Raw genomic sequence first — 26,011 nt, 5'->3', positions numbered from 1 at the left:
CGGGAACCCCGGCGGGTGTCGCGCCGTTGGAGCATGCAGACGGGTTCCCCGCCAGTCCGTGCGGCTTCCGGCCGCAAAGCTGGGGTACCGTCAGAAGAACTGTCTTATCAAACTCACTATGGCAGGAGGGACGGGGCGGCACCGCTCCGTATGGATGGACGTGAAGCGATACTTCCGTGGGCCGGTCATGTGGATCGTGCTGGCCGTCCTTGCCGTGGTCGTGTTGATGCAGGTCGTCGGCTCGTCCGGGGGCTACAAGACGGTGGACACCGGCCAGGTGATCCAGGCGATCAACGAGAACAAGGTCGAGTCGGCCAAGCTGACGACAGGTGACGAGCAGACCATCAAGGTCGAGCTCAAGGACGGCGTAAAGGTCGAGGACAGCTCCAAGATCCAGGCGAGCTACATCGGCGACCAGGGCGTGACCATCGCCGGCACGCTCCAGCAGAAGTTCCAGGAGAAGCAGATCCCGGACGGCTACACCGTCTCGCCGTCGAAGCAGAACCCCATCGTGGGCATCCTGCTCTCGCTGCTTCCCTTCGTCCTCATCGTGGTCGTCTTCCTGTTCCTGATGAATCAGATGCAGGGCGGCGGCTCCCGGGTGATGAACTTCGGCAAGTCGAAGGCCAAGCTCATCACCAAGGACACCCCCAAGACCACCTTCGCCGACGTCGCGGGCTCGGACGAGGCCGTCGAGGAACTCCACGAGATCAAGGAGTTCCTCCAGGAACCGGCCAAGTTCCAGGCCGTCGGCGCCAAGATCCCCAAGGGCGTGCTGCTGTACGGCCCGCCCGGCACCGGCAAGACCCTCCTCGCGCGCGCCGTCGCCGGCGAGGCGGGCGTGCCGTTCTACTCGATCTCCGGTTCCGACTTCGTCGAGATGTTCGTCGGCGTCGGCGCCTCCCGAGTGCGTGACCTGTTCGAACAGGCCAAGGCGAACGCCCCGGCCATCGTCTTCGTCGACGAGATCGACGCGGTCGGCCGCCACCGCGGCGCCGGCCTCGGCGGCGGTCACGACGAGCGCGAGCAGACCCTGAACCAGCTGCTCGTCGAGATGGACGGCTTCGACGTGAAGGGCGGCGTCATCCTGATCGCCGCCACGAACCGCCCCGACATCCTCGACCCCGCCCTCCTGCGCCCCGGCCGCTTCGACCGCCAGATCGCGGTCGACCGCCCGGACATGCAGGGCCGCCTGGAGATCCTCAAGGTCCACCAGAAGGGCAAGCCGGTCGCTCCGGACGTCGACCTCTCGGCCGTCGCCCGCCGCACCCCCGGCTTCACGGGTGCCGATCTCTCCAACGTGCTGAACGAGGCCGCGCTGCTCACGGCCCGCTCGGACAAGAAGCTGATCGACAACCACATGCTGGACGAGGCGATCGACCGTGTGGTCGCGGGCCCGCAGAAGCGGACCCGGATCATGTCGGACAAGGAGAAGAAGATCACCGCGTACCACGAGGGCGGTCACGCCCTGGTCGCGGCGGCCTCCCCGAACTCCGACCCGGTCCACAAGATCACCATCCTCAGCCGCGGCCGTGCGCTGGGCTACACGATGGTCCTGCCGGACGAGGACAAGTACTCCACGACCCGCAACGAGATGCTGGACCAGCTGGCCTACATGCTGGGTGGCCGCGCGGCCGAGGAGCTCGTCTTCCACGACCCGACCACGGGCGCGGCGAACGACATCGAGAAGGCCACCGCCACCGCCCGCGCGATGGTCACCCAGTACGGCATGACCGAGCGACTCGGCGCCATCAAGTTCGGCGGCGACAACACCGAGCCGTTCCTCGGCCGTGAGATGGCCCACCAGCGCGACTACTCGGAAGAGGTCGCCGCCCTGGTGGACGAGGAAGTCAAGAAGCTCATCGAGACCGCGCACAACGAGGCCTGGGAGATCCTGGTCGAGAACCGCGACGTCCTCGACAACCTGGTCCTCCAGCTGCTGGAGAAGGAGACGCTGGGCAAGGAGGAGATCGCCGAGATCTTCGCCCCCATCGTCAAGCGTCCCCCGCGGCCGGCCTGGACCGGCTCCTCTCGCCGCACGCCGTCCACCCGCCCGCCGGTGCTCTCCCCCAAGGAGCTCGCACTGACCAACGGTGCCAACGGCGCGACCCCGGCGATCAGCACCGCCAAGTCCACGGCGACGGAGCCCACCCCGGTGGTCGACCCGGTCACCGAGGACCGCCCCGAGAGCTGACCCCTCCGGCCCCGGTGACCCCACCGGGCCCGGAATGGATGCCGCGCCCCCCTGGTTCTAGCCTGGGGGGCGCGGCATTTCCGTATGCCCGCATGTGAGACGCGCGATCCGGACGCGACAGTTATTCAGGAACGAGGCACGAGATGACCGACCCCGTGACGCTGGACGGCGAGGGCCCCATCGGCGAGTTCGACGAGAAGCGCGCCGAGAACGCCGTACGCGAGCTCCTGATCGCGGTCGGCGAGGACCCGGACCGCGAGGGCCTGAAGGAGACACCGGGCCGGGTGGCGCGGGCCTACAAGGAGATATTCGCGGGGCTGTGGCAGAAGCCGGAGGACGTGCTCACCACGACGTTCGACCTGGGACACGACGAGATGGTCCTGGTGAAGGACATCGAGGTGTACAGCACGTGTGAACATCATCTTGTGCCGTTCAGGGGCGTCGCCCATGTCGGCTACATTCCCGCCACCTCGGGGAAGATCACGGGGCTGTCGAAGCTGGCCCGGCTGGTGGACGTCTACGCCCGCCGGCCGCAGGTGCAGGAACGACTCACCACGCAGATCGCGGACTCCCTCATGGACATCCTGGAGCCGCGCGGTGTGATCGTCGTCGTCGAGTGCGAGCACATGTGCATGTCGATGCGCGGTATCCGCAAGCCCGGCGCCAAGACCCTCACCTCGGCGGTGCGCGGCCAGCTGCGCGACGCGGCGACCCGCAACGAGGCGATGAGCCTGATCATGGCCCGCTGAGCCCCTGGAACCCGCCGAGGGCTCTCAGGCGCGGTGCCCGTCGGGCGGCCCGGGGACGCTCAGGCCGCCGGGGCCGCGCCTGTGCCGGTGTGGTTGTCGTCGTCCTCCGGGAGTCTGCAGACTCGTTCCAGGAAGAGGGCGGACGCTATGACGGCGATTCCGGCGGCGACGGAGAAGGCGGCGTAGACGGCTTGGTCGCGGCGGGCGGGGATGTCGAGGTACTCCAGGAGGAAGACGCCGGTGCCGCCGTACATGCCGGCGACGAGGGCGGCCACCAAGGCGCTGGCCTGGCCGAAGACGACGGCGCGGGCGGCCATCAGGGGGTCGACGCCCTTGGCGCCCGGGCGGCGTTCGCGCTGGGCCTTGAGGCGGGCGCGCAGGGACAGGGCCGTGGCGAGCAGGATCACGGCGATCACGGCCAGCACGATGGGTGCGGCCAGGGGGACGCTGGGGAGGGTTCCGACCGAGTTCCACAGGCGGGCGCCCGCCCAGGACAGGATTCCGGCGACGATGAACACGCCTGCCAGCACCCTGATGCGCAGCTCTCTCACGGTGTCCCTTCAGCTCCCCCGGACGTGGTGGTCGTGTCGACCTTAACGACTACTCGGGCAGCCGGAGTTCCAGGTCCTTGCGCGGCGCGACGCCTTCGCGGGTGATCGCGTCCAGGAGCGCGGCGACGGCTCCGCGGCCGGGCAGTTCGGCGGCGGGGTCGACGTCGTGCCAGGGGGCGAGGACGAAGGCGCGTTCGTGGGCGCGGGGGTGGGGCAGGGTGAGCACGGGGTCTCCGGAGACGACGTCGGCGTAGGCGACGATGTCGACGTCGAGGGTGCGGGCGCCCCAGCGTTCGTCGCGTACGCGGTGGAAGGCCTCCTCGACCGCGTGGGCGCGCTCCAGCAGGGAGGAGGGGGGCAGGGTGGTCTTGAGGATCACGACCGCGTTGAAGTACGAGGGCTGGCTGCCGGGCTCGACGCCCCAGGGCTCGGTCTCGTAGACGGGGGAGACGGCTTTCACGCGGACGCCGGGGGTGTCCTCGAACGCGTCGACGGCGCCCTGGAGGGTCTCCAGGCGGTTGCCGAGGTTGGAGCCGAGGGAGAGCACGGCGCGGCGGGGGTTGTGGAGGGTGGTGTCGGCGGCGTCGACCTTCTCCACGACGGAGGCGGGCACCGGCTGTACGGTCGGGTCGCTGGGACCCTCGGTGAACGAGGTGCTCATGCTCGGCTCCGGATGATGGTGACGGTCACGTCGTCGAAGGGGACCGTGATCGGCGCGTCCGGTTTGTGGACGCAGACCTCGACCTCCCGCACCCCGTCGTGCTTCAGACAGGTCTGGGCGATCTGCTCGGCGAGCGTCTCGATGAGGTTGACCGGTTCACCCTCGACGACGGCGACGACCTCCTCGGCCACGATGCCGTAGTGCACGGTCTTCGCCAGGTCGTCGTCGGCCGCGGCCGGTCGGGTGTCCAGCCCGAGCACGAGGTCCACGATGAAGGTCTGGCCCTCCTCGCGTTCCTTGGGGAAGACACCGTGGTGGCCCCGGGCCCTGAGGCCGCGCAGCGCGACACGATCCACGCGAATCACTCCTGCAATCGTCGGTGAGAGCCGGTCCGTTCCGCGTGCGGGCGGCGGTCCGGCCTCGAACGAATCTACCTGCGGGCACTGACAGCGCCGGGCCACGGGTGGTGGATCCGGGCCGGGACCAGGAGTGTTCAGCGGGTGTTTCCCCTGGGGAACCCGGCGCCTCACGGGTCGGAAGCCGCCCCTACCCCGGCTGCGGTTGGTCCAATCCCTCGTTCGTCCCTGTGGGTGGGCACCGTGTCGCGTCCTGTGAGGACGCCTACCCCGTCATTCGGGTGTGTCCCCGTCATCTTCCCCGTCTTTCTCGGCGAGGACGGGGGAGGCGTGGTGGGACCAGATCTTCCAGCCGTCCGTGGTGCGCCGGAAGACGTTCGTGGCGACCACGAGCTGGCCCACGAGGGGGCCGAGCTCGCCGCCGGCCTCGGGCGCGGGGCCGCCGCTGAGGATGTTCTCCGTGCAGGTCAGCAGGGCGGTGTCGCCGGTGACGGAGACGTGGACGTCGGTCAGGAAGAACTGGATGTACTCGGTGTTCGCCATGATCAGGGCGTATGACCTGAGGACCTCGGCGCGGCCGGTGAGGACGGGCCAGCCGGGGTGGATGCAGGAGACGACGCCGGTGTCGGCCGGGTCGTGGTACTCCTCGTCGACGCCGAGGTCGGAGGGGGTGAGCCAGAGCGAGGACAGTTCCTCGAAGTCGCCGCGCTCCAGTGCCTCGTAGAAGGCGGTGTTGGCGGCTTCGACCTCTTCGACGTCGGTGTGAGGGGCGCTCACCGGGCTCCTTCGTGGGGCTGCGCGCCGGGCGCGCGGTCGGGTGTGTGCGGGGGGCGCTCGAAGCCCGGGACCGGCGCGCCCGTCCGGGCGCGCGCCCCTTCCACGGCGCGGGCGACCCGTACGGCGTCCGCCGAGGCGCGGACCTCGTGCACACGGACGGCCCAGGCGCCGGACCGCGCGGCGAGGGCGGTGACGGCGGCGGTGGCGGCGTCGCGCTCGCGCGCGGGCGGCGGGGCGGCCTCGGGGCCGGCGAGGACGCGGCCGAGGAAGCGCTTGCGGGAGGCGGCCACGAGCAGCGGGTGGCCGAGGGCGTGCAGGCGGTCCAGGTGGGCGAGGAGGGCGAGGTCGTGCTCGGCCTCCTTGGAGAAGCCGAGGCCGGGGTCGACGACGATCCGGTCCGGGGCGATACCGCCGTCCAGGACGGCCTGCACGCGCGCGTGCAGTTCGTCGACGACCTCGCCGACGACATCGGCGTAGGCGCCCTGGACGTTGGTGCCCTGGAGGAAGCCGCGCCAGTGCATGACGACGAAGGGGGCGCCGGCCTCGGCGACGGCGGGGATCATGCCGGGGTCGGCGAGGCCGCCGCTGACGTCGTTGACCACGGCCGCTCCGGCGGCGAGGGCCCGGGCGGCGACGGAGGCGCGCATCGTGTCGACGGAGACGACGACGCCTTCGGAGGAGAGCCCGCGGACCACGGGGACGACGCGCCGCAGTTCCTCGTCCTCGTCCACGCGGGTGGCGCCGGGGCGGGTGGACTCGCCGCCGACGTCGATCAGGTCGGCGCCCTGGGCGGCGAGTTCGAGGCCGTGCTTGATGGCGGCGGTGGTGTCGAACCAGCGGCCGCCGTCGGAGAAGGAGTCGGGGGTCACGTTGACGACTCCCATGACCGCGCAGCGGTCCCAGTCCGGAAGGCCCGCGACGATCCCGCGTCCGCTCTGCTTGCTCATATGGTCAGCGTAGGCCCCGTGCGGGCCGTGAACGGTGTGCGGCCCGGGTACGTGGCCGGGGGCCGAGAGGGCGGCGTCCGGGGGGCCGACGGGCTTCCCGGCCCCCGGGCGGGTCCGCCGAGGGGACGGGGCGGTGGTGTCAGACGGTCGCCGTCGGCGGGGTGGCCGGTCTGCCGAGCGCGAGGGCGAAGCCGCGCTCGGTGTCGGTGCCGCGCCGGTCCTCGGCGGCGCGGGGGACGCCGTCCGGCCCGGTGTCGCCGAGGTCACGGACACGACGTACCCGGGTTGCGCAGCCGGTCCGTCCGATGCGCCCGGCCGTCCGGCGTACGTCGCGCGTCGGGCGGCCGGCGGGGGAGAAATCCGCGGTGTCCACCACCGCCTCGTCGCCGGGTTCGAGGACGGCCAGGCCCGTCTCCCGGGTCCACACCCGGCGGCCGGTCTCGGAGCAGCCCGTGACGGCGGGGGACCAGGAGTGGGCGCGGGCCTCGTCCATGAAGCGTTCGATGGCGCCGGGCCAGGCCTCGGCGTGGCCGACGGGGTCGCCGTCGGCGAGCATGACGCCGGAGACGACGCGGTAGGTGACGGCGGCCTTGCCGCTGGGGGAGAAGACGACGGCCGTGTCACGGCACAGGACGCGGTGGCCGAGCGCGTCACGGCCGCCGTGCCGCTCCAGCAGGGCGCGCAGCCGGGTCTCGTCCTCACGGGTGAGACGGGTGCCGGGGTGGCCGGGGCGCAGGGCGAGGTGGAGCGTGGTGAGGGCGGTGAGCAGGCCGAGGGCGCCGAGGGAGAGGGCGACCGTCCAGGAGACGGTGCCGCGGTAGCCGACCGGGCCGTCGACGCCGAGCAGCCCGTACAGGACGTGGGCGAGCCGGTCGGCCAGGCTGGGGTCGCCGACCGTGGCGCCCGGGTGGGCGCTGACCACGACCAGGCCGAGGGCGAGCGAGAAGGCGCCCATGAGCACGAAGTGGGCGAGCGCCCGGGGGCGCTCGCGCGGGTCGGGCGGGGCGGCGAACCGGTCGCGGTGGCGCAGCAGCGGCCAGAGCAGTCCCAGCGGGACGAGCAGGCCGAGGACGGAGCCGCGGTGGGCGAACTGGGCGAGGGCGCCGATCGGCAGCAGGGCGACGGTGGCGCGCCAGGCCGGGCGCCGGCCGCGTTCGAGGCCGTGGGTGAGCAGGAGCAGCAGGACGCCCGCGCTGAGCGAGAGGGCGGCCGCGAACGGGCCGACGGCGCCCGGCAGTACGTCGGGGAGGGTGTGGATTCGGCTGTGTCGGAAGCGGGGGAAAACGCCCGCCGCGATGTCCAGCAGGCCCACCAAGGCGCCCGCGCGGGCGGCGAGGACGGGGACGGACTCGGGGCGGGGGCCGCCGGGCAGGTGCCGTGTGCGGACGGGCGGGGCCGTGTCGGTGCCCGGCATGTCCTGTTCTTCCCTGGCAGTCATCGCTTCCCGTGGTTCCGCGAGAGGGCTCGGTACCGGTGCCGATCCGGGCATCCGCCGACATTGCGCCCTCTAGGACGACGAGTTCGACACGAAGGTTCACTCGCTGTAGGCGCCGGGTGGAACGGGTCCGTGCGGGGCCGGCGGTGCCCGTGGGGCGGCGTGAATCCCTGATGCGCTGTGAAGGCCCGGGCATGGCCGAGTTTTTGTGACCCAAGGCACCATGACGTGCCTACGCGCGGTAAGTTTCTGGCCATGCCACGTGGACGTCACCGCCATTCCCCGCCTCTGCACAGGCTGCTGCCTCCGTCGGCGATCGCAGGCGTGTCCGCTGTCTGCGCTCTCGGCCCCTGGGTGTTCACGGAAGCGGTACTGCTGCGCGGTCTCGCGGCGGTCGCCGCGGTCACCGCGGTCACCAGTGCCGTCGTCATGCGCCGTTGGGACACGCAGGCGGGCAAACAGGTCGCCGACCTCACGCGCGCGCGTGCGAGCGACGACTGGCGCCACGAGGAACGGGTCGCCGAACTGGAGTCCGACCTGGACGAGTCGCGCGAGCTGCGCGGCAAGCTGGAGCAGCGGCTGCGGGCGAAGCGGGCGGAGCTGGCGAAGCTGCGCAACGAGCACGCGTCGCTGCTGCGCCGGTACGCCACCGCGGAGACCGAGCGGGCCACGGCCCTGGAGGGCCGCCGTCTGCTGGAGATAGAGGCGACCACCCCGGCGCGTGCCGCGCTGCCGCCCGCGCCGGTGCCGCGCCAGGCCGAGCCCGGGCGGGGCGAGGCCGCGGAGGAGCGTGCAGAGGCCGCCGAGGAGCGGACCGAAGCCGTCGAGGCGGAGCACGCGCGCGAGGACGGGGCGAAGACCCCCGCGGTGTTCTCCCCCGAGGGCTCCCGGCTGTTCCTGCGGGCGAACGCGGCCCTGGACCGCCTGACCGAGGACTCCGCGGAGGAGTCCGCGGGCAAGGCCGGCGTCACCACCGCCGAGAGGCCGGAGGCCCCCGGGAACCCCGAAGGACCCGACGGTCCCGGCGGGCCCGGTGAGCGCGCCGCCGACGAGGCATCGGAGGACGAGGCGCAGGGGAAGTCCGAGGCGGCCGACGAGCACGAGCGCGCGGCCGCCGCCCCCGAGACCACCGAGCAGCCGGAGCCCGCTGCGACGGAGGAGCACTCGGCCGCTTCCACGGAGGAGCACTCCACCGAGGAAGCCCCCGAGGCCCCCGACGCCGACGCTCCCGCCGCCCGCTCGGCCGAGATGCTCCCCGCCCCCCGGCCGGCCGCCGCGCTGCCCGTGCGGCAGGCCCGAGGGCACTTCACCGTCCCGACCGCCGTGGCCGTCGTCCCGGGGGCTCCCGTCCGACGCCAGTCGGCGCAGGGCGGATTCGACTTCTTCGGCACGCAGAAGTCCGAGTCCGCGGCACTGGAGGCCGTGCAGAACGAGGACCTCGCCGACGTCGTCGGCCAGGAGGCCCTGGACCTGCACAAGGCCGAGGCCGAGGCGCGGTTCAGGCCCGCCGACGAGAGCACCCGGGCCGTCGGCCAGGTGATCGACCTGACGGCGCACGACGAGACCGAGCAGATCGACGTCCAGCGACTGCGCAGCGCGGTCTCCTGACGCCGCCTCACGACGCGCGAGGGGCGCCCCGCTCGGCGGGGCGCCCCTCGCGCGTTCCAGGCGCCCTTCCCGCCCCGGCGCCGCAGCGCCTTCGCGTTCCTGCCCGGGACGCCGGCGTCCCGGCCTACGACGCCATCCAGCGGTCGGGCCGCGCGACCCGGCGGCCGGTCCGGGACCGCTCGGCCTGGGCGTGCAGCAGCAGTTCGGCCTCCCGTGCGTCCCGCAGCCGCGCCGGGACGCTCTTGTCGGCCCCGGTGTCCACGTGTACGTCGGCGAGCCGCCACAGGCGCTGCCAGGGCCCCTGGGTGAGCCGTACGCTCTGCACCTTCGCGTGCGGGACGAGGGCGAGGCTGCGGCGCAGCAGCCCGTGCCGGGCGGCGAACACCGTGTCGGTGACCAGGAGTCCGTGTCCGCGCCACCACAGCGGCACGCACCGGCCCGCGCGGCGCGGCGGCCGCGACAGCGCCGCGTACGGCGGCACGGTCACTCCGGGCAGTACGCGGGCGACGAGCGGCTCGGCGATCTCGCGCGGGGCGACCGGCAGCAGCACGGAGTTGGAGGACCCGGCCACGTCCAGCTCCACGCGCACCCAGCCGCGGCGGCGCCACAGCAGCGGCTCGACGATCCGCACGGCCTGCACGCGGCCCGGCGGCACCGTCTCGTGGCTGCGGTCCAGCAGCCCGCGGTCGATGCGCAGCCCGTCCGGGGACTCGGCGAGCGTCCAGTCGTAGTCGGCGACGAACCGTCCCACGCTGCTCGCGCCCGCCGCGCCGAGCAGCGGCAGCGCGGTCGCCAGGACCGTCCACACGTTGTGGGTGGCCAGCCACAGCAGCGGCGGCACGACGAGCGCGGCGGTGAGCGCGCCCCAGGTCGCGCCGGTCAGCAGCAGCGAGACCGCGAGCACGCCCGGGGGCGTGCGCAGCAGTTCGCGCGCCGGTGCCTCGCCGACCTCGGGCGCGGTCTCGGGCGCGAACCCGGCGGCGCGCGCCAGCAGTTCCGCGCGCAGGGCACGCGCGTCGCGCTCCCCGAGAAAGGCGAGTTCGTCCTTCTTGTCGGCGCCCACGACGTCGAGCCTGAGTTTCGCCACGCCCGCGATCCGGGCGAGCAGCGGCCGGGTCACGTCGACGGCCTGGATGCGTTCCAGCCGGATGTGCGCGGTGCGCCGGAAGACCAGTCCCGTCCGGATGCGCAGCTCGCTGTCGGTGACCGCGAAATGCGTGTACCACCAGGTCAGGAAGCCGTAGAGGGAAGCCGCGGGGATGACCACGGCGAGCGCGATCAGCAGTGTGGTGGTGGTCAGCCGCTCCAGCTGGCGCTGCGCCTGCCCCGGGTCGTGCACGGCCCAGCCGACGATCACGGCGATCGGCGCCCAGGCCCGCCGCAGCGGTGTGACGGGGTGCAGCCGCCGCTCGCCGAGGGCCGCCCCGGGGGCGGCGACGGCGGCCTCGGGGCGGGTGTCGCGTCCGGTTCCGCGCTCCCTCGGCCGCGCGCCCTCTTCGGCGCCCGGCGCGGTCACAGCCCGGCCGATCGGGCCTCGCCCAGCTCGGTGAGCCGGTCCCGCAGCCGTTCCGCCTCGGCCGGGTCGAGGCCGGGGATGGTGGCGTCGGTCGCGGCGGCCGCGGTGTGCAGCTGGACGCTGGCCAGCCCGAAGTGCCGTTCGACGGGCCCGGAGGTCACCTCGACCAGTTGCATACGGCCGTACGGGACCACCGTGACCTTGCGCCACATGACGCCCCGGCTGATCAGCAGGTCGTCGGCGCGCTCGGCGTAGCGCCAGGACCGCCAGTTGCGGCCGGTCAGCAGCCAGCCCCAGACCAGGAGTGCCAGCGGGAGCAGGGCGAACGCCGCCCAGGGCGCTCCGGCGGCCAGGCCCAGCAGCAGGCCCAGGCCCAGGGCCAGGATTCCCAGCCACACCACCAGCAGCAGCCGCCGCATCCGCAGCAGTCCCGGCGGCAGCGCGGTCCACACCGGCTCGGCCTCGCGCGGCTGTGTGTCTTCCCGGCTCCCCGTCTCCATACGGCCAGCCTACGTAGGAGAGACTGTGTCCATGACTCCTCAGACGGAGACCATGGTCGGAATCGGCGGCGCCGCGGAGAGCACCGACATGGTGCTCAACATCGGCCCCCAGCACCCGTCGACGCATGGTGTGCTGCGGCTCAAGCTCGTCCTGGACGGTGAGCGCATCACGAGCGCCGAGCCGGTGATCGGATATATGCACCGGGGCGCGGAGAAGCTGTTCGAGGCGCGCGACTACCGCCAGATCATCATGCTCGCCAACCGCCACGACTGGCTGTCGGCGTTCTCCAACGAGCTGGGCGTCGTCCTCGCGGTGGAGCGGATGCTCGGCATGGAGGTGCCCGAGCGCGCGGTGTGGACCCGCACCCTGCTGGCGGAGCTGAACCGGGTGCTCAACCACCTGATGTTCCTCGGCTCCTACCCGCTGGAGCTGGGCGGCATCACGCCGGTCTTCTACGCGTTCCGGGAGCGCGAGGTCCTCCAGAACGTCATGGAGGAGGTCTCCGGCGGGCGGATGCACTACATGTTCAACCGCGTCGGCGGCCTGAAGGAGGACCTGCCCGCGGGCTGGGCCACCCGCGCGCGCGGCGCGGTCGCCGCAGTGCGCTCGCGCATGGACGTCTTCGACGACCTGGTCCTCGGCAACGAGATCTTCCGGGGGCGCACGCGGGGCGTCGGCGAGCTCACCCCGCAGGCCGTGCACGCCTACGGCGTCAGCGGTCCGATCGCGCGTGCCTCCGGCGTCGACCTCGACCTGCGCCGGGACGAACCGTACCTGGCGTACGGCGAGCTCCAGGACACCCTGAAGGTGGTCACCCGCGAGGAGGGCGACTGCCTCGCCCGCTTCGAGTGCCTGCTGGCGCAGACCCACAACGCCCTCGACCTGGCGGACGTCTGCCTGGACCGGCTCGCCCAGCTGGCCCCCGGCCCGATCAACCAGCGGCTGCCGAAGGTGTTGAAGGCGCCCGAGGGGCACACCTACGCCTGGACCGAGAACCCGCTCGGCATCAACGGCTACTACCTCGTCAGCAAGGGCGAGAAGACGCCGTACCGGCTGAAGCTGCGCTCGGCCTCGTACAACAACATCCAGGCGCTGACCGAGCTGCTGCCGGGCACGCTGGTGGCGGACATGGTCGCGATCCTGGGGTCGATGTTCTTCGTGGTCGGGGACATCGACAAGTAGGCCCCACGGGAAGTGGGCCCTACGGGTCGGTGGTGCGGGCCCGGAGGCCGGCGAGGGCCTGGTGGTGAGGGCCGGCCCGGAGGCCGGCGAGGGTGTCCGGCAGCGCGGGTCGGGAGCCGGCGCGGGTGGCCGGCGGCACGGGCCGCGACGCCTGGCAGGGCTCAGGCGGGGAGCGGGTGGTGGCCGGGACGTCAGGCGGTCGCCTCGGCGAGCGGGTCCGGGATGCCGACCGGCTGGACCAGCCAGCCGAAGTCGCCGAAGCCGCCCGGCGCGGTGAGTTCCGCGGCCTCCCCGGCGCTCGCGAGGGCGCGCACGTACTCGGCGGGGCTGGTGGAGGCGAGCGCGAGTGAAGGGCGTGCGCCGGTGACGCCGAGCATGCGCAGAGCAGCACGCTGGGTGGTCACCCGCCCGCCCGGGAGCACACACGCGTCCAGCGCCACGTGCGCCGTGACATCGCAGGACCCGTCCGGCACGGGCGCCGTCTCGCGCCCCTGACGGAAGCCGGTCAGCGTCCCGAACAGGGGGCGCGCGTCCGCGGTGTGCGCGTAGTCCACGGCCACCGCGAGCCCCCGCCGCAGGTGCCCGACCGCCTCCGCCCAGGCCGTGTCGCGGGGCAGCCCGATCTCGGCCCGCCACCCCGCCTCGCCCGGCAGCGCCCACCACCGCTCCAGCCACCGCGCCTCCGCACCCGTGACGGGCTCCCCGAGCCGTTCGGCGCCGTCCCGGCGCACGAGGACCAGCCGGGGCACGCCCGCGGAGTCCACCTCGGCGATCTCGACGGGCACGTTGTCCAGCCACTCGTTCGCGAACAGCAGCCCGGTGACGCCCGCCGGCGGCTCGGCGTGCCACTCGATCCGGGGATCCAGCCCCGGCGGGCGCGCGGCGATCTCGACGGCGTGCACGCGCGCGCGTGCGGCCACCTCGGGGGGCAGCGCGGCGGCCACCCCGGCGGCCAGCTCGCCCCGGCCCGCGGCCATGTCGACGAAGTCCAGCCGGTCCGGGTGCCCCAGCGCCTCGTCCACCCGGCACAGCAGCAGGGCCACGGCCCGCGCGAACAACGCGGAGGCGTGCACGGAGGTCCGGAAGTGCCCGGCGGGCCCCTCAGGGCGGCGGTAGAAGCCCTCCGGCCCGTACAGCGCCTGCCGCGCGGCCGCCCGCCAGCCGAGCCACTCGGTGGTCCACCCGTCACCGGGACCCGCGTCCCGCGTCTTCCGCCGCACCTCGTCGTCCACGACGCAAGGCTAGGACGAACGCCAGGACCGGCGGCCAGGCGTACAGGAGAACGAGGCATCCACCTTGCGGAGTACGCGCGGCGAGCACGGATCGGCCCTCCGGTTGACCCGGGCACACATCCGTCTTCCCTACTCTGGGTTACGTGCAGCGCCTCTATGACTTCCTCCGCAGGCACCCGACCGGGGTCGACACCTTCTGGGCGATCGTCCTGTTCGGGCTGTCCGTCGCGAGCGGAGCGGTCGAGCGGACCGACGGGAGGAACGACCTCTGGCTCGTCGTCCCCGTGACGCTGCTGCTGTGCGTCACGGTCGCGCTGCGCCGCCGTATGCCGGAGAACATGCTGGTCCTGGCCGCGGTCGTCGGTGTCACACAGCTCGCCCTGAACGTGTCGACGATGCTCGCGGACTTCGCCCTGCTGATGATCGTCTACACCGTCGCCGCCACCGGCGCGAGCTGGGCCCGCCGCTTCGGCCTGGCCGCCGGACTGGTCGCGGCGCCGCTGGCGCAGATGCGCTGGCCCGACAGCGAGGCGAGCGCGCTGGGCAACGTGGCGATCGCGGTCTTCCAGACGGTGCCGTTCGCGCTGGCCTGGGTGCTCGGCGACTCGCTGCGCACCCGCCGCGCTTACTTCGCGCAGCTGGAGGAGCGCGCGGCCCGGCTGGAGAAGGAGCGCGAGGCACAGGCCAAGGTCGCCGTCGCCGCAGAGCGCGCCCGGATCGCCCGCGAGCTGCACGACGTCGTCGCGCACAACGTCTCGGTGATGGTCGTCCAGGCCGACGGTGCCGCCTACGTCCTCGACGCCGCGCCCGACCAGGCGAAGAAGGCCCTGGAGACCATCTCCTCCACCGGCCGTCAGGCCCTCGCCGAGATGCGCCGCCTGCTGGGCGTGCTGCGCACCGGCGAGCACCAGGAAGCCGGGGAGTACGTGCCGCAGCCCGACGTCGAGCAGATCGAGGAGCTCGTCGAGCAGTGCCGCGGATCCGGGCTGCCCGTCGACTTCAAGATCGAGGGCACTCCGCGCCCGCTGCCCAGCGGCGTCGAGCTCACGGCGTACCGCATCGTGCAGGAGGCGCTCACCAACACCCGCAAGCACGGCGGCCCGAACGCGGGTGCCAGCGTGCGCCTGGTCTACTTCGACGACGGCCTCGGCCTGCTCGTCGAGGACGACGGCAAGGGCGCCCCGCACGAGCTGTACGAGGACGGCGGAGTCGACGGCCGGGGCCACGGCCTGATCGGCATGCGCGAGCGCGTCGGCATGGTCGGTGGCACCCTGGACGCCGGCCCGCGGCCGGGCGGAGGATTCCGCATCAGCGCCCTGCTGCCGCTCAAACCGGCCCACTGAGACCTGTCGTACGCCCCGCGGCCGACAACCCCGTAGGACCCAGCCGACCCCCGCAAGACGGAAGAGGACCCGATGACGATCCGCGTGATGCTCGTCGACGACCAGGTGCTGCTGCGCACCGGATTCCGGATGGTGCTCGCCGCACAGCCGGACATGGAGGTCGTCGCGGAGGCGGGCGACGGCGTCGAGGCCCTCCAGGTGCTGCGCTCGGCCGACGTCGACGTGGTGCTGATGGACGTCCGGATGCCGAAGCTGGACGGCGTGGAGACCACCCGGCGCATCTGTTCCGAGCCCGAGCCGCCGAAGGTGCTGATCCTGACCACCTTCGACCTCGACGAGTACGCCTTCTCCGGGCTGAAGGCGGGCGCCTCCGGTTTCATGCTGAAGGACGTGCCGCCCGGTGAACTCCTCGCCGCCATCCGCTCCGTGCACAGCGGCGACGCGGTCGTGGCCCCCTCCACCACCCGGCGGCTGCTGGACCGGTTCGCGCCGATGCTGCCCACCGGCGGGCGCGAGCTCCAGCACAAGGAGCTGGAGCGGCTCACCGAGCGCGAGCGCGAGGTCATGATCCTGGTCGCGCAGGGACTGTCCAACGGCGAGATCGCCGCCCGGCTCGTGCTGTCCGAGGCGACCGTGAAGACGCACGTCGGACGCATCCTGACCAAGCTCGGCCTGCGCGACCGCGTACAGGTGGTCGTGCTGGCCTACGAGACCGGGCTGGTGCGGGCCGGCGGACGCGGCTGACGTACGCCCGGCGCCCCGGTACCGTCTGCGCATGCTCCTGTGGATCAACGGCCCCTTCGGGGGCGGCAAGACACAGACCGCACACGAGATACACCGCCGGCTGCCGGGCAGTGTCGTCTGCGACCCCGAGCACGCCGGGTTCGGCCTGCGCCGCATGCTCCCGCCCGGACTGCGCGGGGACTTCCAGGAGCTGACGTCCTGGCGCACCGGCGTCGTCGAGGTCCTCGACCTCGCCCTGACGAAGCACGACGGGGTGGTGATCGCGCCGATGACGGTCACCGACCCCGGCTGCTTCGCCGAGACCGTCGGGCGCCTGCGCGAACTCGGCCACCCCGTGCACCACTTCACGCTGCTCGCCCAGCGCGAGACCGTGCTGAAACGGCTGCGCGAGCGGGGCCTCGGCCGTCTGCCGCGGTACGTCGCCGGGAGGAACGCGGGGCTGCGCCGGGAGAGCTGGGCCGTCTCCCGGCTCGACCACTGCCTGGAGCGGCTGAGCGAGCCGGAGTTCGCCGAGCATCTGTGGACCGACCACACGACCGTGCCCAAGACCGCCGACCGCATCGCCGTCCTGGCCGGGCTGACGCTGCGGCCCAACAAGGAGAGCGCGCTGCGGACGCGGGTGCGTCAGGCCTGGGTGGGGCTGCGGCACATCCGCTTCGACTGAGCCCGGGCCGCTCCCGCCGCGGCTAGCCGTGGCCCGCCTCCGGCAGCCGCGCGGCGAACTCCCGTGCCGCCCGCCGTACGTCGTCCGCCGTCCACCGAAGGCCCTCCGCGCGCACGGTGACCTCGGTGAGGGCCAGCCCAGGCCCGCCCGGCTGCCAGCCGCCGGCGAACAGCATCGTGCCGGTCTCCTCGGCCTGGCGCACGGCGGCCTCCGCGAGCACCTCGGGGGCGTACGGCAGCCAGACCTGGAACTCATGGGTGTGCGGCACCCCGGGGTGCACCCGGGCCCACGGCGCACCCGCCCCGGCGAGGCCCTCGCTCAGCGCGGCCGCGACCACGCGCGCGTGCCGGACGTACTCCGGCAGCCGGGGCAGCTCGCGCTCCAGGCCGATCAGCGCGGACAGGGCCGTCGGGAACTGCTGGAAGGCCAGCCCGCCGTAGCGGTGCCGCCAGGTCTTCGCCTCCTCGACGAGGGAGCGCGGGCCGGCGAGCGCGGCGCCGCCGAAGCCGTCCAGGGACTTGTAGAAGGACACATAGACGCTGTCCGCCAGGCCGGCGATCTCGTCCAGGGGGCGGCCGAAGTGCTCGGTGGACTCCCACAGGCGCGCCCCGTCGAAGTGCACCACCGCCTCGCGCTCGCGCGCCGCGTCGACCAGTTCGCCGAGCTCCTCCCAGGCCGGCAGCAGGAAACCGGCGTCCCTGAGGGGGAGCTCCAGCATCAGCGCCCCGAAGGGCTCCTCGAAGTCACGCACCTCCCCGGCCGTCGGCTGCCGTGACTCGGACGTCAGCCGCACCGGCCGCAGCCCGCTGACCCGGCCGAACGCCTGCCGCTCGTGCACCTCGGGGTGGGCCAGCCCGTGCAGCGCGACCGTGGCGTCGCCGGTGCGGCCCGCCCAGCAGCGCAGGGCCACCTGCTGGGCCATCGTGCCGGTGGGGAAGAACGCGGCCGCCTCGTGGCCCAGCAGAGAGGCGACCCGCTCCTCCAGGGCCTCCACGATCCGGTCGCCGTACATGTCGCCGGGCTCGTCCAGGTCGTACGCCTCGGCGCCGGCCTCCTGGAGCCAGGTCAGCCGCTCGCGGAGCGACTTCCCGAACCCCGCGCGGGACAGCACCCGCCGCGCCTCGCGGTGCGCCGCGCGCCGCCGCTCGCGCAGCGCCTCCGGCCCCGATCGGGTGTCCTGTCCGTCCTCGTGCCGCGCCACGTCGCTCATGGGGCGGATCATGCCGTCGTCCGCGGGGGCACTGCACGGGGATTTCCCCGGTCCCGCCGTCCGTGGGCGAAGAACCCTCCCCGCCCGGACGCCCGCAGCCGTGTGCGGAGCCCCGGCGGGCTCGCGAGGACCGCGTGGGGTAAGCCACAGCCTGTGGACGACCGGGGGCCCCTCGAACCGATCGCGTTAACATGACGAGAAATCGTCCGGTACCCAGAGCGGACTGGAACGGGAAGGCCACCGTCGCGTGAGTACAGTCCAACAACCAGACCCCAGAGACCGCCCCGCACGGCTCACCGTGGGCGTCGTCGGCGCCGGGCGGGTGGGCCCCGCGCTCGCCGCGGCCCTCCGGCTCGCCGGGCACCGGCCCGTCGCCGTCTCCGCGGTCTCCGACGCCTCCCGCCGCCGCGCGGCGGAACTGCTGCCCGACGTCGCCGTCGTGCCGCCCGCCGAGGTGCTCCAGCGGTCCGACCTGGTGCTGCTCACCGTGCCCGACGACACCCTGCCCGGCCTGGTGGAGGGTCTCGCCGAGACCGGCGCCGTACGCCCCGGCCAGCTCCTCGTGCACACCTCCGGCCGCTACGGCGCCGGGGTGCTCGACCCCGCCACGCGCGCGGGCGCCCTGCCGCTCGCCCTGCACCCGGCGATGACCTTCACCGGCACCGCCGTCGACGTGCAGCGCCTGGCCGGCTGCTCCTTCGGCGTCACCGCCCCCGACGAGCTGCGGCTGGCCGCCGAGGCCCTGGTCATCGAGATGGGCGGCGAGCCGGAGTGGATCGCCGAGCAGAACCGCCCGCTCTACCACGCGGCCCTCGCCCTGGGCGCCAACCACCTGGTCACCCTGGTCGCCCAGTCCATGGAACTGCTGCGCACCGCCGGTGTCACCGCCCCCGACCGGATGCTCGGACCGCTCCTCGGCGCCGCCCTCGACAACGCCCTGCGCTCCGGCGACGCCGCCCTGACCGGGCCCGTCGCGCGCGGCGACGCGGGCACGGTCGCCGCCCACGTCACCGAGCTGCGCAAGCACGCCCCGCAGACCGTGGCCGGCTATCTGGCCATGGCCCGCGCCACCGCGGACCGCGCGCTGGCCGGCGGACTGCTCAAGCCGGAACTCGCCGAGGACCTGCTCGGCGTGCTCGCCGACGAGGCCGAGAGCTACGGCGCCGAAGGAGACGCCCCATGACCACCCTGCTGCGCACCGCCGCCGAACTGTCCGCACGCGCGCGTGGCGGCCGCCGCGCCGTCGTGATGACCATGGGCGCCCTGCACGAGGGCCACGCCACGCTCGTCCGCGCCGCCCGCGCGGCCGCCGGGCCGGACGGCGAGGTCGTGGTCACGGTCTTCGTCAACCCGCTCCAGTTCGGCCAGGGCGAGGACCTCGACCGCTACCCGCGCACCCTGGACGCCGACCTGAAGATCTCCGAACAGGCCGGCGCGGACGTCGTCTTCGCCCCCTCCGTCGAGGAGGTCTACCCCGGCGGCGAACCCCAGGTACGGATCAGCGCGGGCCCCATGGGCGAACGCCTGGAAGGCGCCTCCCGGCCCGGCCACTTCGACGGCATGCTCACCGTCGTCGCCAAGCTGCTCCACCTCACCCGGCCCGACCTCGCCTTCTTCGGCCAGAAGGACGCCCAGCAGCTCGCCCTCATCCGGCGCATGGTCCGCGACCTGAACTTCGGCATGGAGATCGTCGGCGTGCCGACCGTGCGCGAGGACGACGGCCTCGCGCTGTCCAGCCGCAACCGCTACCTCTCCGCGTCCGAGCGACGCACCGCGCTCGCCCTGTCCCGCGCGCTGTTCGCCGGCCGCGACCGGCACGCCGCCCAGGAGGCGCTGCGCGCCCGCGCCCTGGAGGTACCCGCACCGCCCGCGCGCGCGGAGGCGCTCAGCGCCCTCGGGGAGTCCCGCGCCGCCGCCGACGCGCACGCCGTCGCCCAGGCCGTGCCCCGCGCCGCGGGCGCCGTCCGCCAGGCCGCCCGCCTGGTCCTGGACGACGCCGCCCGTCTGGTCCCGCCGCTGACCCTCGACTACCTCGCGCTCGTCGACCCCGCCGACTTCACCGAGATCGACGACGACTTCACCGGCGAGGCCGTCCTCGCCGTCGCCGCCCGGGTCGGGACGACCCGGCTGATCGACAATCTCCCCCTCACCTTCGGAGCCGCCTCGTGACCAGCACAGGCATACGACTGCACGCGCCCGCGCCCGGCTGGTCGATCGACGCGGACGTGGTCGTCGTGGGCTCCGGCGTCGCGGGCCTGACCGCCGCCCTGCGCTGCCAGGCCGCGGGACTGACCACCGTCGTGGTCACCAAGGCCCGCCTGGACGACGGCTCCACCCGCTGGGCGCAGGGCGGCATCGCCGCGGCCCTCGGCGAGGGCGACACCCCCGAACAGCACCTGGACGACACCCTCGTCGCCGGCGCCGGACTGTGCGACGAGGACGCCGTGCGCATCCTCGTCACCGAGGGCCCCGACGCCGTGCACCGGCTCATCGCCACCGGCGCCGCGTTCGACACCGACGACGAGGGCGGCATCGAGCTCACCCGCGAGGGCGGCCACCACCGCCGCCGCATCGCCCACGCGGGCGGCGACGCGACCGGCGCCGAGATCTCCCGCGCGCTCGTCGAGGCGGTCAACGGAGCAATGCCGTCAGGCACGCGCGCGCGTGGCCTTCGCACGATCGAGAACGCGCTCGTCCTCGACCTGCTCACCGACGCCGACGGCCGCACCGCCGGAGTCACCCTGCACGTCATGGGCGAGGGCCAGCACGACGGCGTGGGCGCCGTGCACGCCCCCGCGGTCGTCCTCGCGACCGGCGGCATGGGCCAGGTCTTCTCCGCCACCACCAATCCGTCCGTCTCCACCGGCGACGGCGTCGCCCTCGCGCTGCGCGCCGGCGCCGAGGTCTCCGACCTGGAGTTCGTCCAGTTCCACCCGACCGTGCTGTTCCTCGGCGCCGACGCTGAGGGGCAGCAGCCGCTCGTCTCCGAGGCCGTACGCGGCGAGGGCGCCCACCTCGTCGACGCCGACGGCGTGCGCTTCATGGTCGGGCAGCACGAACTGGCCGAACTGGCGCCCCGCGACATCGTCGCCAAGGGCATCATGCGCCGCATGCAGGAGCAGGACGCCGAGCACATGTTCCTCGACGCCCGGCACTTCGGCGCCGAGATGTGGGAGCACCGCTTCCCGACCATCCTCGCCGCCTGCCGCGCCCACGGCATCGACCCCGTCACCACGCCCATCCCCGTCGCCCCGGCCGCCCACTACGCCTCCGGCGGCGTACGCACCGACTCCCGGGGCCGTACCACCGTGCCCGGCCTCTACGCGTGCGGCGAGGTCGCCTGCACCGGCGTGCACGGCGCCAACCGGCTCGCCTCCAACTCCCTGCTGGAGGGCCTGGTCTACGCCGAGCGCATCGCCGGCGACATCACCGCCCGGCACGCGGAGAACCGGCTCCACGCGCGCGTGCCCGAGCCGGTGCCCCACCCCGAGGTCCCGGCGCACCCCCTGCAGGCCGCCGAGGCCCGGTTCGCCATCCAGCGGACCATGACCGCCGGCGCGGGCGTCCTGCGCTCCGCCGGCTCCCTCGACCGGGCCGCCGAGCAGCTCCAGCGGCTGCACGCCGACGCCCGTGACGCCCTCGACGAGAACGGCAAGACCGCCGAGCCCGGCGTCGACACCTGGGAGGCCACCAACCTCCTGTGCGTCGCCCGCGTCCTGGTCGCCGCCGCCCGGCTGCGCGAGGAGACCCGCGGCTGCCACTGGCGCGAGGACCGGGCCGACCGGGACGACACGGCCTGGCGCCGCCATATCGTCGTACGGCTCAATCCCGACCGCACGCTCGCCGTGCACACCACCGACACCGCAGACTTTCCCCCGACCCGGCGGCCCCAGCCCTCTCAGGAGCAGTGACAGAAGTGAGCGACACCGACCTTCCCCTCGTCCAAGAAGGCGGCTGCGGCGACGGCTGCGCCTGCGGCGCCGACGAGGAGTACCCGGAGAGCGGGCTCGACCCCGCCCTCGCACAGCTGCTCGCCGACGCCGGGCTCGACCCGCTCGAGGTCGAGGACGTCGCCAACGTGGCGATCCAGGAGGACCTGGCCGGCGGCGTCGACGTGACCACCGACGCCACCATCCCCGAGGACGCCGTCGCCACCGCCGACTTCGTCGCCCGTGAGGCCGGCGTCGTCGCCGGCCTGCGCGTCGCCGAGGCCGTCGTCTCCGTCGTCGCCACCGACGAGTTCGAGGTCGAACGCCACGTGGAGGACGGCGAGCAGGTGGAGGCCGGGCAGAAGCTGCTGTCCGTCACCACCCGCACCCGCGACCTGCTCACCGCCGAGCGCAGCGCGCTGAACCTGATGTGCCGTCTGTCGGGCATCGCCACCGCCACGCGCGCGTGGGCCGACGCCCTGGAGGGCACCGGCGCCCGGGTCCGCGACACCCGCAAGACCACGCCCGGGCTGCGCTCGCTGGAGAAGTTCGCCGTGCGCTGCGGCGGCGGCGTCAACCACCGCATGTCCCTGTCGGACGCCGCGCTCGTCAAGGACAACCACGTCGTCGCCGCGGGTGGCGTCGCCCAGGCCTTCAAGGCCGTCCGTGAGGCCTTCCCCGAGGTGCCGATCGAGGTCGAGGTCGACACCCTGCACCAGCTGCGCGAGGTCCTCGACGCGGGGGCCGACCTGATCCTGCTCGACAACTTCACCCCCGGTGAGTGCGAGGAGGCCGTCGCCCTCGTCGGCGGCCGCGCCGCGCTGGAGGCCTCGGGGCGGCTGACGCTGGCCAACGCCCGCGCGTACGCGGAGACCGGCGTGGACTTCCTCGCCGTCGGCGCGCTCACGCACTCCTCGCCGATCCTCGACATCGGCCTCGACCTGCGCGCGGCGGAGTAAGGGAGCGGTACCGGCCATGCTGCTGACGATCGACGTGGGCAACACGCACACCGTGCTCGGTCTGTTCGACGGGGAGGACATCGTCGAGCACTGGCGGATCTCGACGGACGCGCGCCGTACCGCCGACGAGATGGCGGTGCTGCTCCAGGGCCTGATGGGCATGCACCCGCTGCTCGGCGACGAGCTCGGCGACGGCATCGACGGCATCGCCATCTGCGCGACCGTGCCGTCGGTGCTGCACGAGCTGCGGGAGGTCACGCGGCGGTACTACGGCGACGTGCCCGCCGTGCTCGTGGAGCCCGGCGTCAAGACGGGCGTGCCGATCCTCACCGACAACCCCAAGGAGGTCGGCGCGGACCGGATCATCAACGCGGTCGCGGCCGTCGAGCTGTACGGGGGGCCGGCGATCGTCGTCGACTTCGGTACGGCCACGACGTTCGACGCGGTGAGCGCGCGCGGGGAGTACGTCGGCGGGGTCATCGCGCCCGGCATCGAGATCTCCGTGGAGGCGCTCGGGGTAAAGGGGGCGCAGCTTCGGAAGATCGAGGTGGCGCGGCCGCGGAGCGTCATCGGCAAGAACACGGTCGAGGCGATGCAGTCGGGGATCGTGTACGGGTTCGCCGGGCAGGTCGACGGGGTCGTCAGCCGGATGGCGCGGGAGCTGGCGTCCGATCCGGACGAGGTGACGGTCATCGCCACGGGTGGGCTGGCGCCGATGGTGCTCGGTGAGTCGCATGTCATCGACGAGCACGAGCCGTGGTTGACGCTGGTGGGGCTGCGGTTGGTGTACGAGCGGAACGTGTCGCGTATGTGACGGGTGGCGTCCCTGTCCCTGTCCCTGTCCCTGTGCCTGTGCCTGTGCCCGTGCCTGTGCCCGCGTCTGCGGTTTGTGGGGGGTGCGGGGCCGGGGCGGGGGGTGTCCGTCCTCGGTCCGCCGATCCGGTCTCCTACGGGGGTTCTGGTGTTCGACGGCGGCCGCTGCGGGCGGACACCCCCCGCCCCGGCCCCTTGCCGCCGTACGCGGCTTCCCGTCGCCCGTCGCCCGTCGCCCGTCGCCCGTTGCCTCGGGCCGCGCGCCGCCGCCGCGGGCATGCGTGTCGCCAGGGGCGGCACGGGTGGGCGCTGGGGGTCTCCTCCGGGGGAGGCACCTCGATGACGCCGAGCTGCGCACCGCCCCGCCCCCAGCCACGACAGCCGGGTGGGTGGCACGGGGCGGGGACACGTGCGAGTTACGTAGAGTTTGTCTGATTAGCGCGTATTGTCGGCGCATGCCCACGCCATACGGATCCCGCGGCGGCATGGCGTTCGGCGCGGAGGAGCTGCGTGTGCTCCGCCGCGCCCTCGCCCTCGCCCTGCACCCCGGCCCCGCCTCGGCCCAGGACGTCCAGGAATGTCATCGCCTCGCGGAGTCGCTAGACGAGGCGATGCGGGAGGGGGCCCGGCTGCGGGCGTTCCTGGTGGCCGACCTCGCCCGCTACCGGGAAGCCCTGCCCGGCACGGCGGCCGGATATCTGACGCTGCTGGAGGAGGTTCTGGGGGCCGGCCACCGCCCCGAACCCGATGACCTCGCCGCTCTGCGCGCACTGAGAGGCAACCCGGTCGCCGCGGCGCTCCTCGCCCGCTGCCAGAGGCTCGCCGAGCAGGACGTACGCGCACGCCTGGCCCGCCGTACCGCCGCCCGCACCGTCGCGAGTCCCGTCCCCGCCGTCCCCGCCTCCCGTACCCGGCTCCTGGCGCTGCCGGGAGGCCTCGCCGGGCCGTTCGACGCCGAGGAGGAACCGGAGGGCCGGCCGGGCGAGCAGCCGGGAGGGCCCCGCCCGGAGAAGCCCGCCGCGCCCGAGCCCGCCCGCCGGCCGATTCCCACGCCCGGCGAGGTCTTCCCGCGGCGCAGGCCGCCCCAGCCGCCCGCCGACCCGCCGCGGCACCTGGCCGCGGGCTGAGAGGACGGCTGCGCCGCGCGCCGCGTGTCCCGGGGGAGCCGTCGGCACCCGGTCACGGTCCCCCACGCGCGCGTGGCTACTCTGGGGGCATGGACTACGTCTCCGCGCTCCTGCCCCCGGCCGTCATGGCCGTGTTCTTCATCGGCGTGATCCGGGTGATCGTCAAGACCCAGGGCGGCTCGCAGAAGGCCAAGGAGGACGCGGCCGTCGACGCCGCCCTCAAGCGCGCGCAGGGTGCCCGCCCGTCCGCGGGCGCCGACGTCTGATCCCCCTCGGGGCGCGCGGCGACCTGGCGTACGACTCCTCGTGGCACCGTTTCGGCGGGTTGAACCGGGAGCCGTACGCCCTTTTTGTCTCGTTACGCAGATCGATGTGCACGTCTGTCATGCCATCCGGTTGATCTCCCACTATGGTGCTGAGCTGTGCCTCGCCCATTGGGAGAACTCGAAGACGCGGTCATGACGCGGGTGTGGAAGTGGAACCGCCCGGTGACCGTTCGGGAAGTCCTGGAAGACCTGCAGCAGGAACGGTCGATCGCCTACACCACGGTGATGACCGTTTTGGACAATCTCCATCAGAAGGGCTGGGTACGCCGCGAGGCGGAAGGCCGTGCCTATCGATATGAGGCGGTCTCCACCCGCGCCGCCTACGCCGCGGCCCTGATGAACGACGCCTGGGCGCAGAGCGACAACGCGGCGGCGGCCCTCGTCGCCTTCTTCGGGATGATGAGCGACGAACAGCGCCAGGCCCTCACGGACGCCGTACGGATCGTCCAGGGCCCGGAATCCGTCGAACCCCCGCAAGCCGCGGAACACGCCCGGCCTGTCGGTCCTTCCGAAGCGGCCGGCGGGGACAACCCCGGCTCGGCGCCGGAGGACGCCGGGCGATAGCGTCCGCTCATGTCAGCAGCCAGTCCCGAAGTCTCCGCTAAAGCCATCACCGTCCGGCGGGCCCGGACCAGCGATGTCCCCGCCGTGCGCCGACTCCTTGACGACTACGCCCGTGACGGCATCCTGCTCGACAAAGCGACCGTGACGCTTTACGAGGACATCCAGGAGTTCTGGGTCGCGGAACGCGACGACAACGCCGAGGTCGTCGGCTGCGGCGCCCTGCACGTCATGTGGGAAGACCTCGCGGAAGTCCGCACCCTGGCGGTCCGGCCCGGCCTGAAGGGGGCGGGCGTCGGCCACCAGGTGCTGGAGAAGTTGCTGGAGACCGCGCGGTGGCTCGGCGTTCGGCGGGTTTTCTGTCTGACCTTCGAAGTGGACTTCTTCAGCAGGCACGGCTTCGTGGAGATCGGCGAGACGCCTGTGGGCACGGATGTGTACGCGGAGCTGCTGCGTTCTTACGACGAGGGCGTAGCGGAGTTCCTCGGTCTCGAACGAGTGAAACCGAACACCTTGGGCAACAGCCGGATGCTTCTGCATCTGTGATCGACGCCGGCCCTATGCCCGGCCTATGCCCCAGGTATGCCTGAGGTATCCCCAGGTATCCCAAGGGGTATGCCGTCGCC

The 26,011-nt window shown here is 73.4% G+C and carries 25 protein-coding genes and 1 pseudogene; 16 read left to right on the top strand and 10 right to left on the bottom strand.

Annotation, left to right across the window (positions count from 1 at the left end):
- Positions 1-154 precede the first annotated feature (154 nt).
- Both ftsH and folE read left to right on the top strand, forming a co-directional pair.
- Positions 155-2,194, top strand: coding sequence for an ATP-dependent zinc metalloprotease FtsH (gene ftsH, locus ACFYR0_RS20925; protein WP_389329926.1), 2,040 nt, complete (start codon positions 155-157; stop codon positions 2,192-2,194).
- 143 nt (positions 2,195-2,337) lie between these two features.
- Entirely contained in the window at positions 2,338-2,943 is a 606-nt protein-coding gene (folE, locus tag ACFYR0_RS20920; RefSeq protein ID WP_389329923.1) for a GTP cyclohydrolase I FolE, read from the top strand.
- A 59-nt stretch (positions 2,944-3,002) separates the two neighbouring features.
- Here folE and ACFYR0_RS20915 read toward each other — a convergent pair whose 3' ends face one another.
- The 6 genes and pseudogenes from ACFYR0_RS20915 to ACFYR0_RS20890 all read right to left on the bottom strand — a co-directional run.
- The gene (locus ACFYR0_RS20915) at positions 3,003-3,494 is read right to left on the bottom strand and encodes a DUF3180 domain-containing protein (protein WP_389329920.1); all 492 of its coding nucleotides are present in this window, start codon (positions 3,492-3,494) and stop codon (positions 3,003-3,005) included.
- A 49-nt stretch (positions 3,495-3,543) separates the two neighbouring features.
- Positions 3,544-4,155 (bottom strand): 2-amino-4-hydroxy-6-hydroxymethyldihydropteridine diphosphokinase, encoded by a 612-nt coding sequence (gene folK, locus ACFYR0_RS20910; protein WP_389329917.1) that lies wholly within the window; start codon positions 4,153-4,155, stop codon positions 3,544-3,546.
- Complete coding sequence (folB, locus tag ACFYR0_RS20905; RefSeq protein ID WP_389329914.1) at positions 4,152-4,511, bottom strand: dihydroneopterin aldolase; 360 nt, start codon at positions 4,509-4,511, stop codon at positions 4,152-4,154. Before folB ends, folK begins: the two co-directional genes overlap by 4 nt.
- 273 nt (positions 4,512-4,784) lie before the next feature.
- Positions 4,785-5,288 carry a nuclear transport factor 2 family protein gene (locus tag ACFYR0_RS20900; RefSeq protein WP_389329911.1) on the bottom strand — a complete coding sequence of 168 codons (504 nt, stop codon included), beginning with the start codon at positions 5,286-5,288 and terminating at the stop codon, positions 4,785-4,787.
- Complete coding sequence (folP, locus tag ACFYR0_RS20895) at positions 5,285-6,235, bottom strand: dihydropteroate synthase (RefSeq protein WP_389329908.1); 951 nt, start codon at positions 6,233-6,235, stop codon at positions 5,285-5,287. Before folP ends, ACFYR0_RS20900 begins: the two co-directional genes overlap by 4 nt.
- A gap of 140 nt (positions 6,236-6,375) precedes the next feature.
- Positions 6,376-7,649, bottom strand: a pseudogene (locus tag ACFYR0_RS20890) (phosphatidylglycerol lysyltransferase domain-containing protein); the annotation flags it as partial.
- A gap of 276 nt (positions 7,650-7,925) precedes the next feature.
- On the opposite strand from ACFYR0_RS20890, the gene ACFYR0_RS20885 reads away from it, so the two are divergent.
- The gene (locus ACFYR0_RS20885; protein WP_389329905.1) at positions 7,926-9,278 is read left to right on the top strand and encodes a hypothetical protein; all 1,353 of its coding nucleotides are present in this window, start codon (positions 7,926-7,928) and stop codon (positions 9,276-9,278) included.
- A 124-nt stretch (positions 9,279-9,402) separates the two neighbouring features.
- Here the strand turns inward: ACFYR0_RS20885 and ACFYR0_RS20880 are convergent, their stop codons facing one another.
- Positions 9,403-10,794 carry a PH domain-containing protein gene (locus tag ACFYR0_RS20880; RefSeq protein ID WP_389329902.1) on the bottom strand — a complete coding sequence of 464 codons (1,392 nt, stop codon included), beginning with the start codon at positions 10,792-10,794 and terminating at the stop codon, positions 9,403-9,405.
- Positions 10,791-11,294, bottom strand: coding sequence for a PH domain-containing protein (locus ACFYR0_RS20875; protein WP_389329899.1), 504 nt, complete (start codon positions 11,292-11,294; stop codon positions 10,791-10,793). The genes ACFYR0_RS20880 and ACFYR0_RS20875 overlap by 4 nt, the downstream gene beginning before the upstream one ends.
- Positions 11,295-11,325: 31 nt before the next feature.
- On the opposite strand from ACFYR0_RS20875, the gene ACFYR0_RS20870 reads away from it, so the two are divergent.
- Positions 11,326-12,477 (top strand): NADH-quinone oxidoreductase subunit D, encoded by a 1,152-nt coding sequence (locus ACFYR0_RS20870; protein WP_389329896.1) that lies wholly within the window; start codon positions 11,326-11,328, stop codon positions 12,475-12,477.
- Between the two features lie 191 nt (positions 12,478-12,668).
- Here the strand turns inward: ACFYR0_RS20870 and ACFYR0_RS20865 are convergent, their stop codons facing one another.
- On the bottom strand, positions 12,669-13,697 hold the full coding sequence (locus ACFYR0_RS20865; protein WP_389330361.1) for an SAM-dependent methyltransferase: 1,029 nt from the start codon (positions 13,695-13,697) through the stop codon (positions 12,669-12,671).
- A 155-nt stretch (positions 13,698-13,852) separates the two neighbouring features.
- Here ACFYR0_RS20865 and ACFYR0_RS20860 point away from each other — a divergent pair, with 155 nt between their 5' ends.
- The 3 genes from ACFYR0_RS20860 (at position 13,853) to ACFYR0_RS20850 (ending at position 16,460) form a co-directional block, all read left to right on the top strand.
- Entirely contained in the window at positions 13,853-15,052 is a 1,200-nt protein-coding gene (locus ACFYR0_RS20860; RefSeq protein WP_389329893.1) for a sensor histidine kinase, read from the top strand.
- Between the two features lie 72 nt (positions 15,053-15,124).
- Positions 15,125-15,796, top strand: coding sequence for a response regulator (locus tag ACFYR0_RS20855; protein ID WP_389329890.1), 672 nt, complete (start codon positions 15,125-15,127; stop codon positions 15,794-15,796).
- 31 nt (positions 15,797-15,827) lie between these two features.
- Complete coding sequence (locus ACFYR0_RS20850; RefSeq protein ID WP_389329887.1) at positions 15,828-16,460, top strand: AAA family ATPase; 633 nt, start codon at positions 15,828-15,830, stop codon at positions 16,458-16,460.
- 22 nt (positions 16,461-16,482) lie between these two features.
- Here ACFYR0_RS20850 and ACFYR0_RS20845 read toward each other — a convergent pair whose 3' ends face one another.
- A complete protein-coding gene (locus tag ACFYR0_RS20845) occupies positions 16,483-17,670 on the bottom strand; it encodes a threonine aldolase family protein (RefSeq protein WP_389329884.1) in 1,188 nt (395 codons plus the stop codon).
- Between the two features lie 247 nt (positions 17,671-17,917).
- Between ACFYR0_RS20845 and ACFYR0_RS20840 the strand changes: the two genes are divergently transcribed.
- The 9 genes from ACFYR0_RS20840 (at position 17,918) to ACFYR0_RS20800 (ending at position 25,931) form a co-directional block, all read left to right on the top strand.
- On the top strand, positions 17,918-18,853 hold the full coding sequence (locus ACFYR0_RS20840; RefSeq protein WP_389329881.1) for a Rossmann-like and DUF2520 domain-containing protein: 936 nt from the start codon (positions 17,918-17,920) through the stop codon (positions 18,851-18,853).
- Positions 18,850-19,839 carry a pantoate--beta-alanine ligase gene (gene panC / locus ACFYR0_RS20835; protein WP_389329878.1) on the top strand — a complete coding sequence of 330 codons (990 nt, stop codon included), beginning with the start codon at positions 18,850-18,852 and terminating at the stop codon, positions 19,837-19,839. Before ACFYR0_RS20840 ends, panC begins: the two co-directional genes overlap by 4 nt.
- Positions 19,836-21,581 (top strand): L-aspartate oxidase, encoded by a 1,746-nt coding sequence (locus tag ACFYR0_RS20830; RefSeq protein ID WP_389329875.1) that lies wholly within the window; start codon positions 19,836-19,838, stop codon positions 21,579-21,581. Before panC ends, ACFYR0_RS20830 begins: the two co-directional genes overlap by 4 nt.
- A gap of 5 nt (positions 21,582-21,586) precedes the next feature.
- The gene (gene nadC, locus ACFYR0_RS20825) at positions 21,587-22,558 is read left to right on the top strand and encodes a carboxylating nicotinate-nucleotide diphosphorylase (protein WP_389329872.1); all 972 of its coding nucleotides are present in this window, start codon (positions 21,587-21,589) and stop codon (positions 22,556-22,558) included.
- Between the two features lie 16 nt (positions 22,559-22,574).
- Positions 22,575-23,372: a type III pantothenate kinase gene (locus ACFYR0_RS20820; protein WP_389329868.1), complete on the top strand. Its 798-nt coding sequence runs from the start codon at positions 22,575-22,577 to the stop codon at positions 23,370-23,372.
- Between the two features lie 484 nt (positions 23,373-23,856).
- Entirely contained in the window at positions 23,857-24,498 is a 642-nt protein-coding gene (locus ACFYR0_RS20815; protein ID WP_389330359.1) for a hypothetical protein, read from the top strand.
- A gap of 89 nt (positions 24,499-24,587) precedes the next feature.
- Positions 24,588-24,764, top strand: coding sequence for a hypothetical protein (locus tag ACFYR0_RS20810; RefSeq protein WP_386386282.1), 177 nt, complete (start codon positions 24,588-24,590; stop codon positions 24,762-24,764).
- 192 nt (positions 24,765-24,956) lie between these two features.
- The gene (locus ACFYR0_RS20805) at positions 24,957-25,388 is read left to right on the top strand and encodes a BlaI/MecI/CopY family transcriptional regulator (protein WP_389330356.1); all 432 of its coding nucleotides are present in this window, start codon (positions 24,957-24,959) and stop codon (positions 25,386-25,388) included.
- Between the two features lie 9 nt (positions 25,389-25,397).
- Positions 25,398-25,931, top strand: a complete 534-nt coding sequence (locus tag ACFYR0_RS20800) for an amino-acid N-acetyltransferase (protein ID WP_386386278.1) — start codon at positions 25,398-25,400, stop codon at positions 25,929-25,931.
- Positions 25,932-26,011: the final 80 nt, after the last annotated feature.

The organism is Streptomyces sp. NPDC005017 (assembly GCF_042873115.1).
Classification (GTDB): domain Bacteria; phylum Actinomycetota; class Actinomycetes; order Streptomycetales; family Streptomycetaceae; genus Streptomyces.
This window is presented reverse-complemented; position numbering and strand designations above follow the sequence as displayed.

Coding starts and splice junctions, on each gene's coding strand:
- ftsH (WP_389329926.1), top strand. CDS start 155: ATGGACGTGAAGCGATACTTCCGTGGGCCGGTCATGTGGATCGTGCTG.
- folE (WP_389329923.1), top strand. CDS start 2,338: ATGACCGACCCCGTGACGCTGGACGGCGAGGGCCCCATCGGCGAGTTC.
- folK (WP_389329917.1), bottom strand. CDS start 4,155: ATGAGCACCTCGTTCACCGAGGGTCCCAGCGACCCGACCGTACAGCCG.
- folP (WP_389329908.1), bottom strand. CDS start 6,235: ATGAGCAAGCAGAGCGGACGCGGGATCGTCGCGGGCCTTCCGGACTGG.
- ACFYR0_RS20885 (WP_389329905.1), top strand. CDS start 7,926: ATGCCACGTGGACGTCACCGCCATTCCCCGCCTCTGCACAGGCTGCTG.
- ACFYR0_RS20875 (WP_389329899.1), bottom strand. CDS start 11,294: ATGGAGACGGGGAGCCGGGAAGACACACAGCCGCGCGAGGCCGAGCCG.
- ACFYR0_RS20870 (WP_389329896.1), top strand. CDS start 11,326: ATGACTCCTCAGACGGAGACCATGGTCGGAATCGGCGGCGCCGCGGAG.
- ACFYR0_RS20855 (WP_389329890.1), top strand. CDS start 15,125: ATGACGATCCGCGTGATGCTCGTCGACGACCAGGTGCTGCTGCGCACC.
- ACFYR0_RS20850 (WP_389329887.1), top strand. CDS start 15,828: ATGCTCCTGTGGATCAACGGCCCCTTCGGGGGCGGCAAGACACAGACC.
- ACFYR0_RS20845 (WP_389329884.1), bottom strand. CDS start 17,670: ATGAGCGACGTGGCGCGGCACGAGGACGGACAGGACACCCGATCGGGG.
- panC (WP_389329878.1), top strand. CDS start 18,850: ATGACCACCCTGCTGCGCACCGCCGCCGAACTGTCCGCACGCGCGCGT.
- ACFYR0_RS20820 (WP_389329868.1), top strand. CDS start 22,575: ATGCTGCTGACGATCGACGTGGGCAACACGCACACCGTGCTCGGTCTG.
- ACFYR0_RS20815 (WP_389330359.1), top strand. CDS start 23,857: ATGGCGTTCGGCGCGGAGGAGCTGCGTGTGCTCCGCCGCGCCCTCGCC.
- ACFYR0_RS20810 (WP_386386282.1), top strand. CDS start 24,588: ATGGACTACGTCTCCGCGCTCCTGCCCCCGGCCGTCATGGCCGTGTTC.
- ACFYR0_RS20805 (WP_389330356.1), top strand. CDS start 24,957: ATGACGCGGGTGTGGAAGTGGAACCGCCCGGTGACCGTTCGGGAAGTC.
- ACFYR0_RS20800 (WP_386386278.1), top strand. CDS start 25,398: ATGTCAGCAGCCAGTCCCGAAGTCTCCGCTAAAGCCATCACCGTCCGG.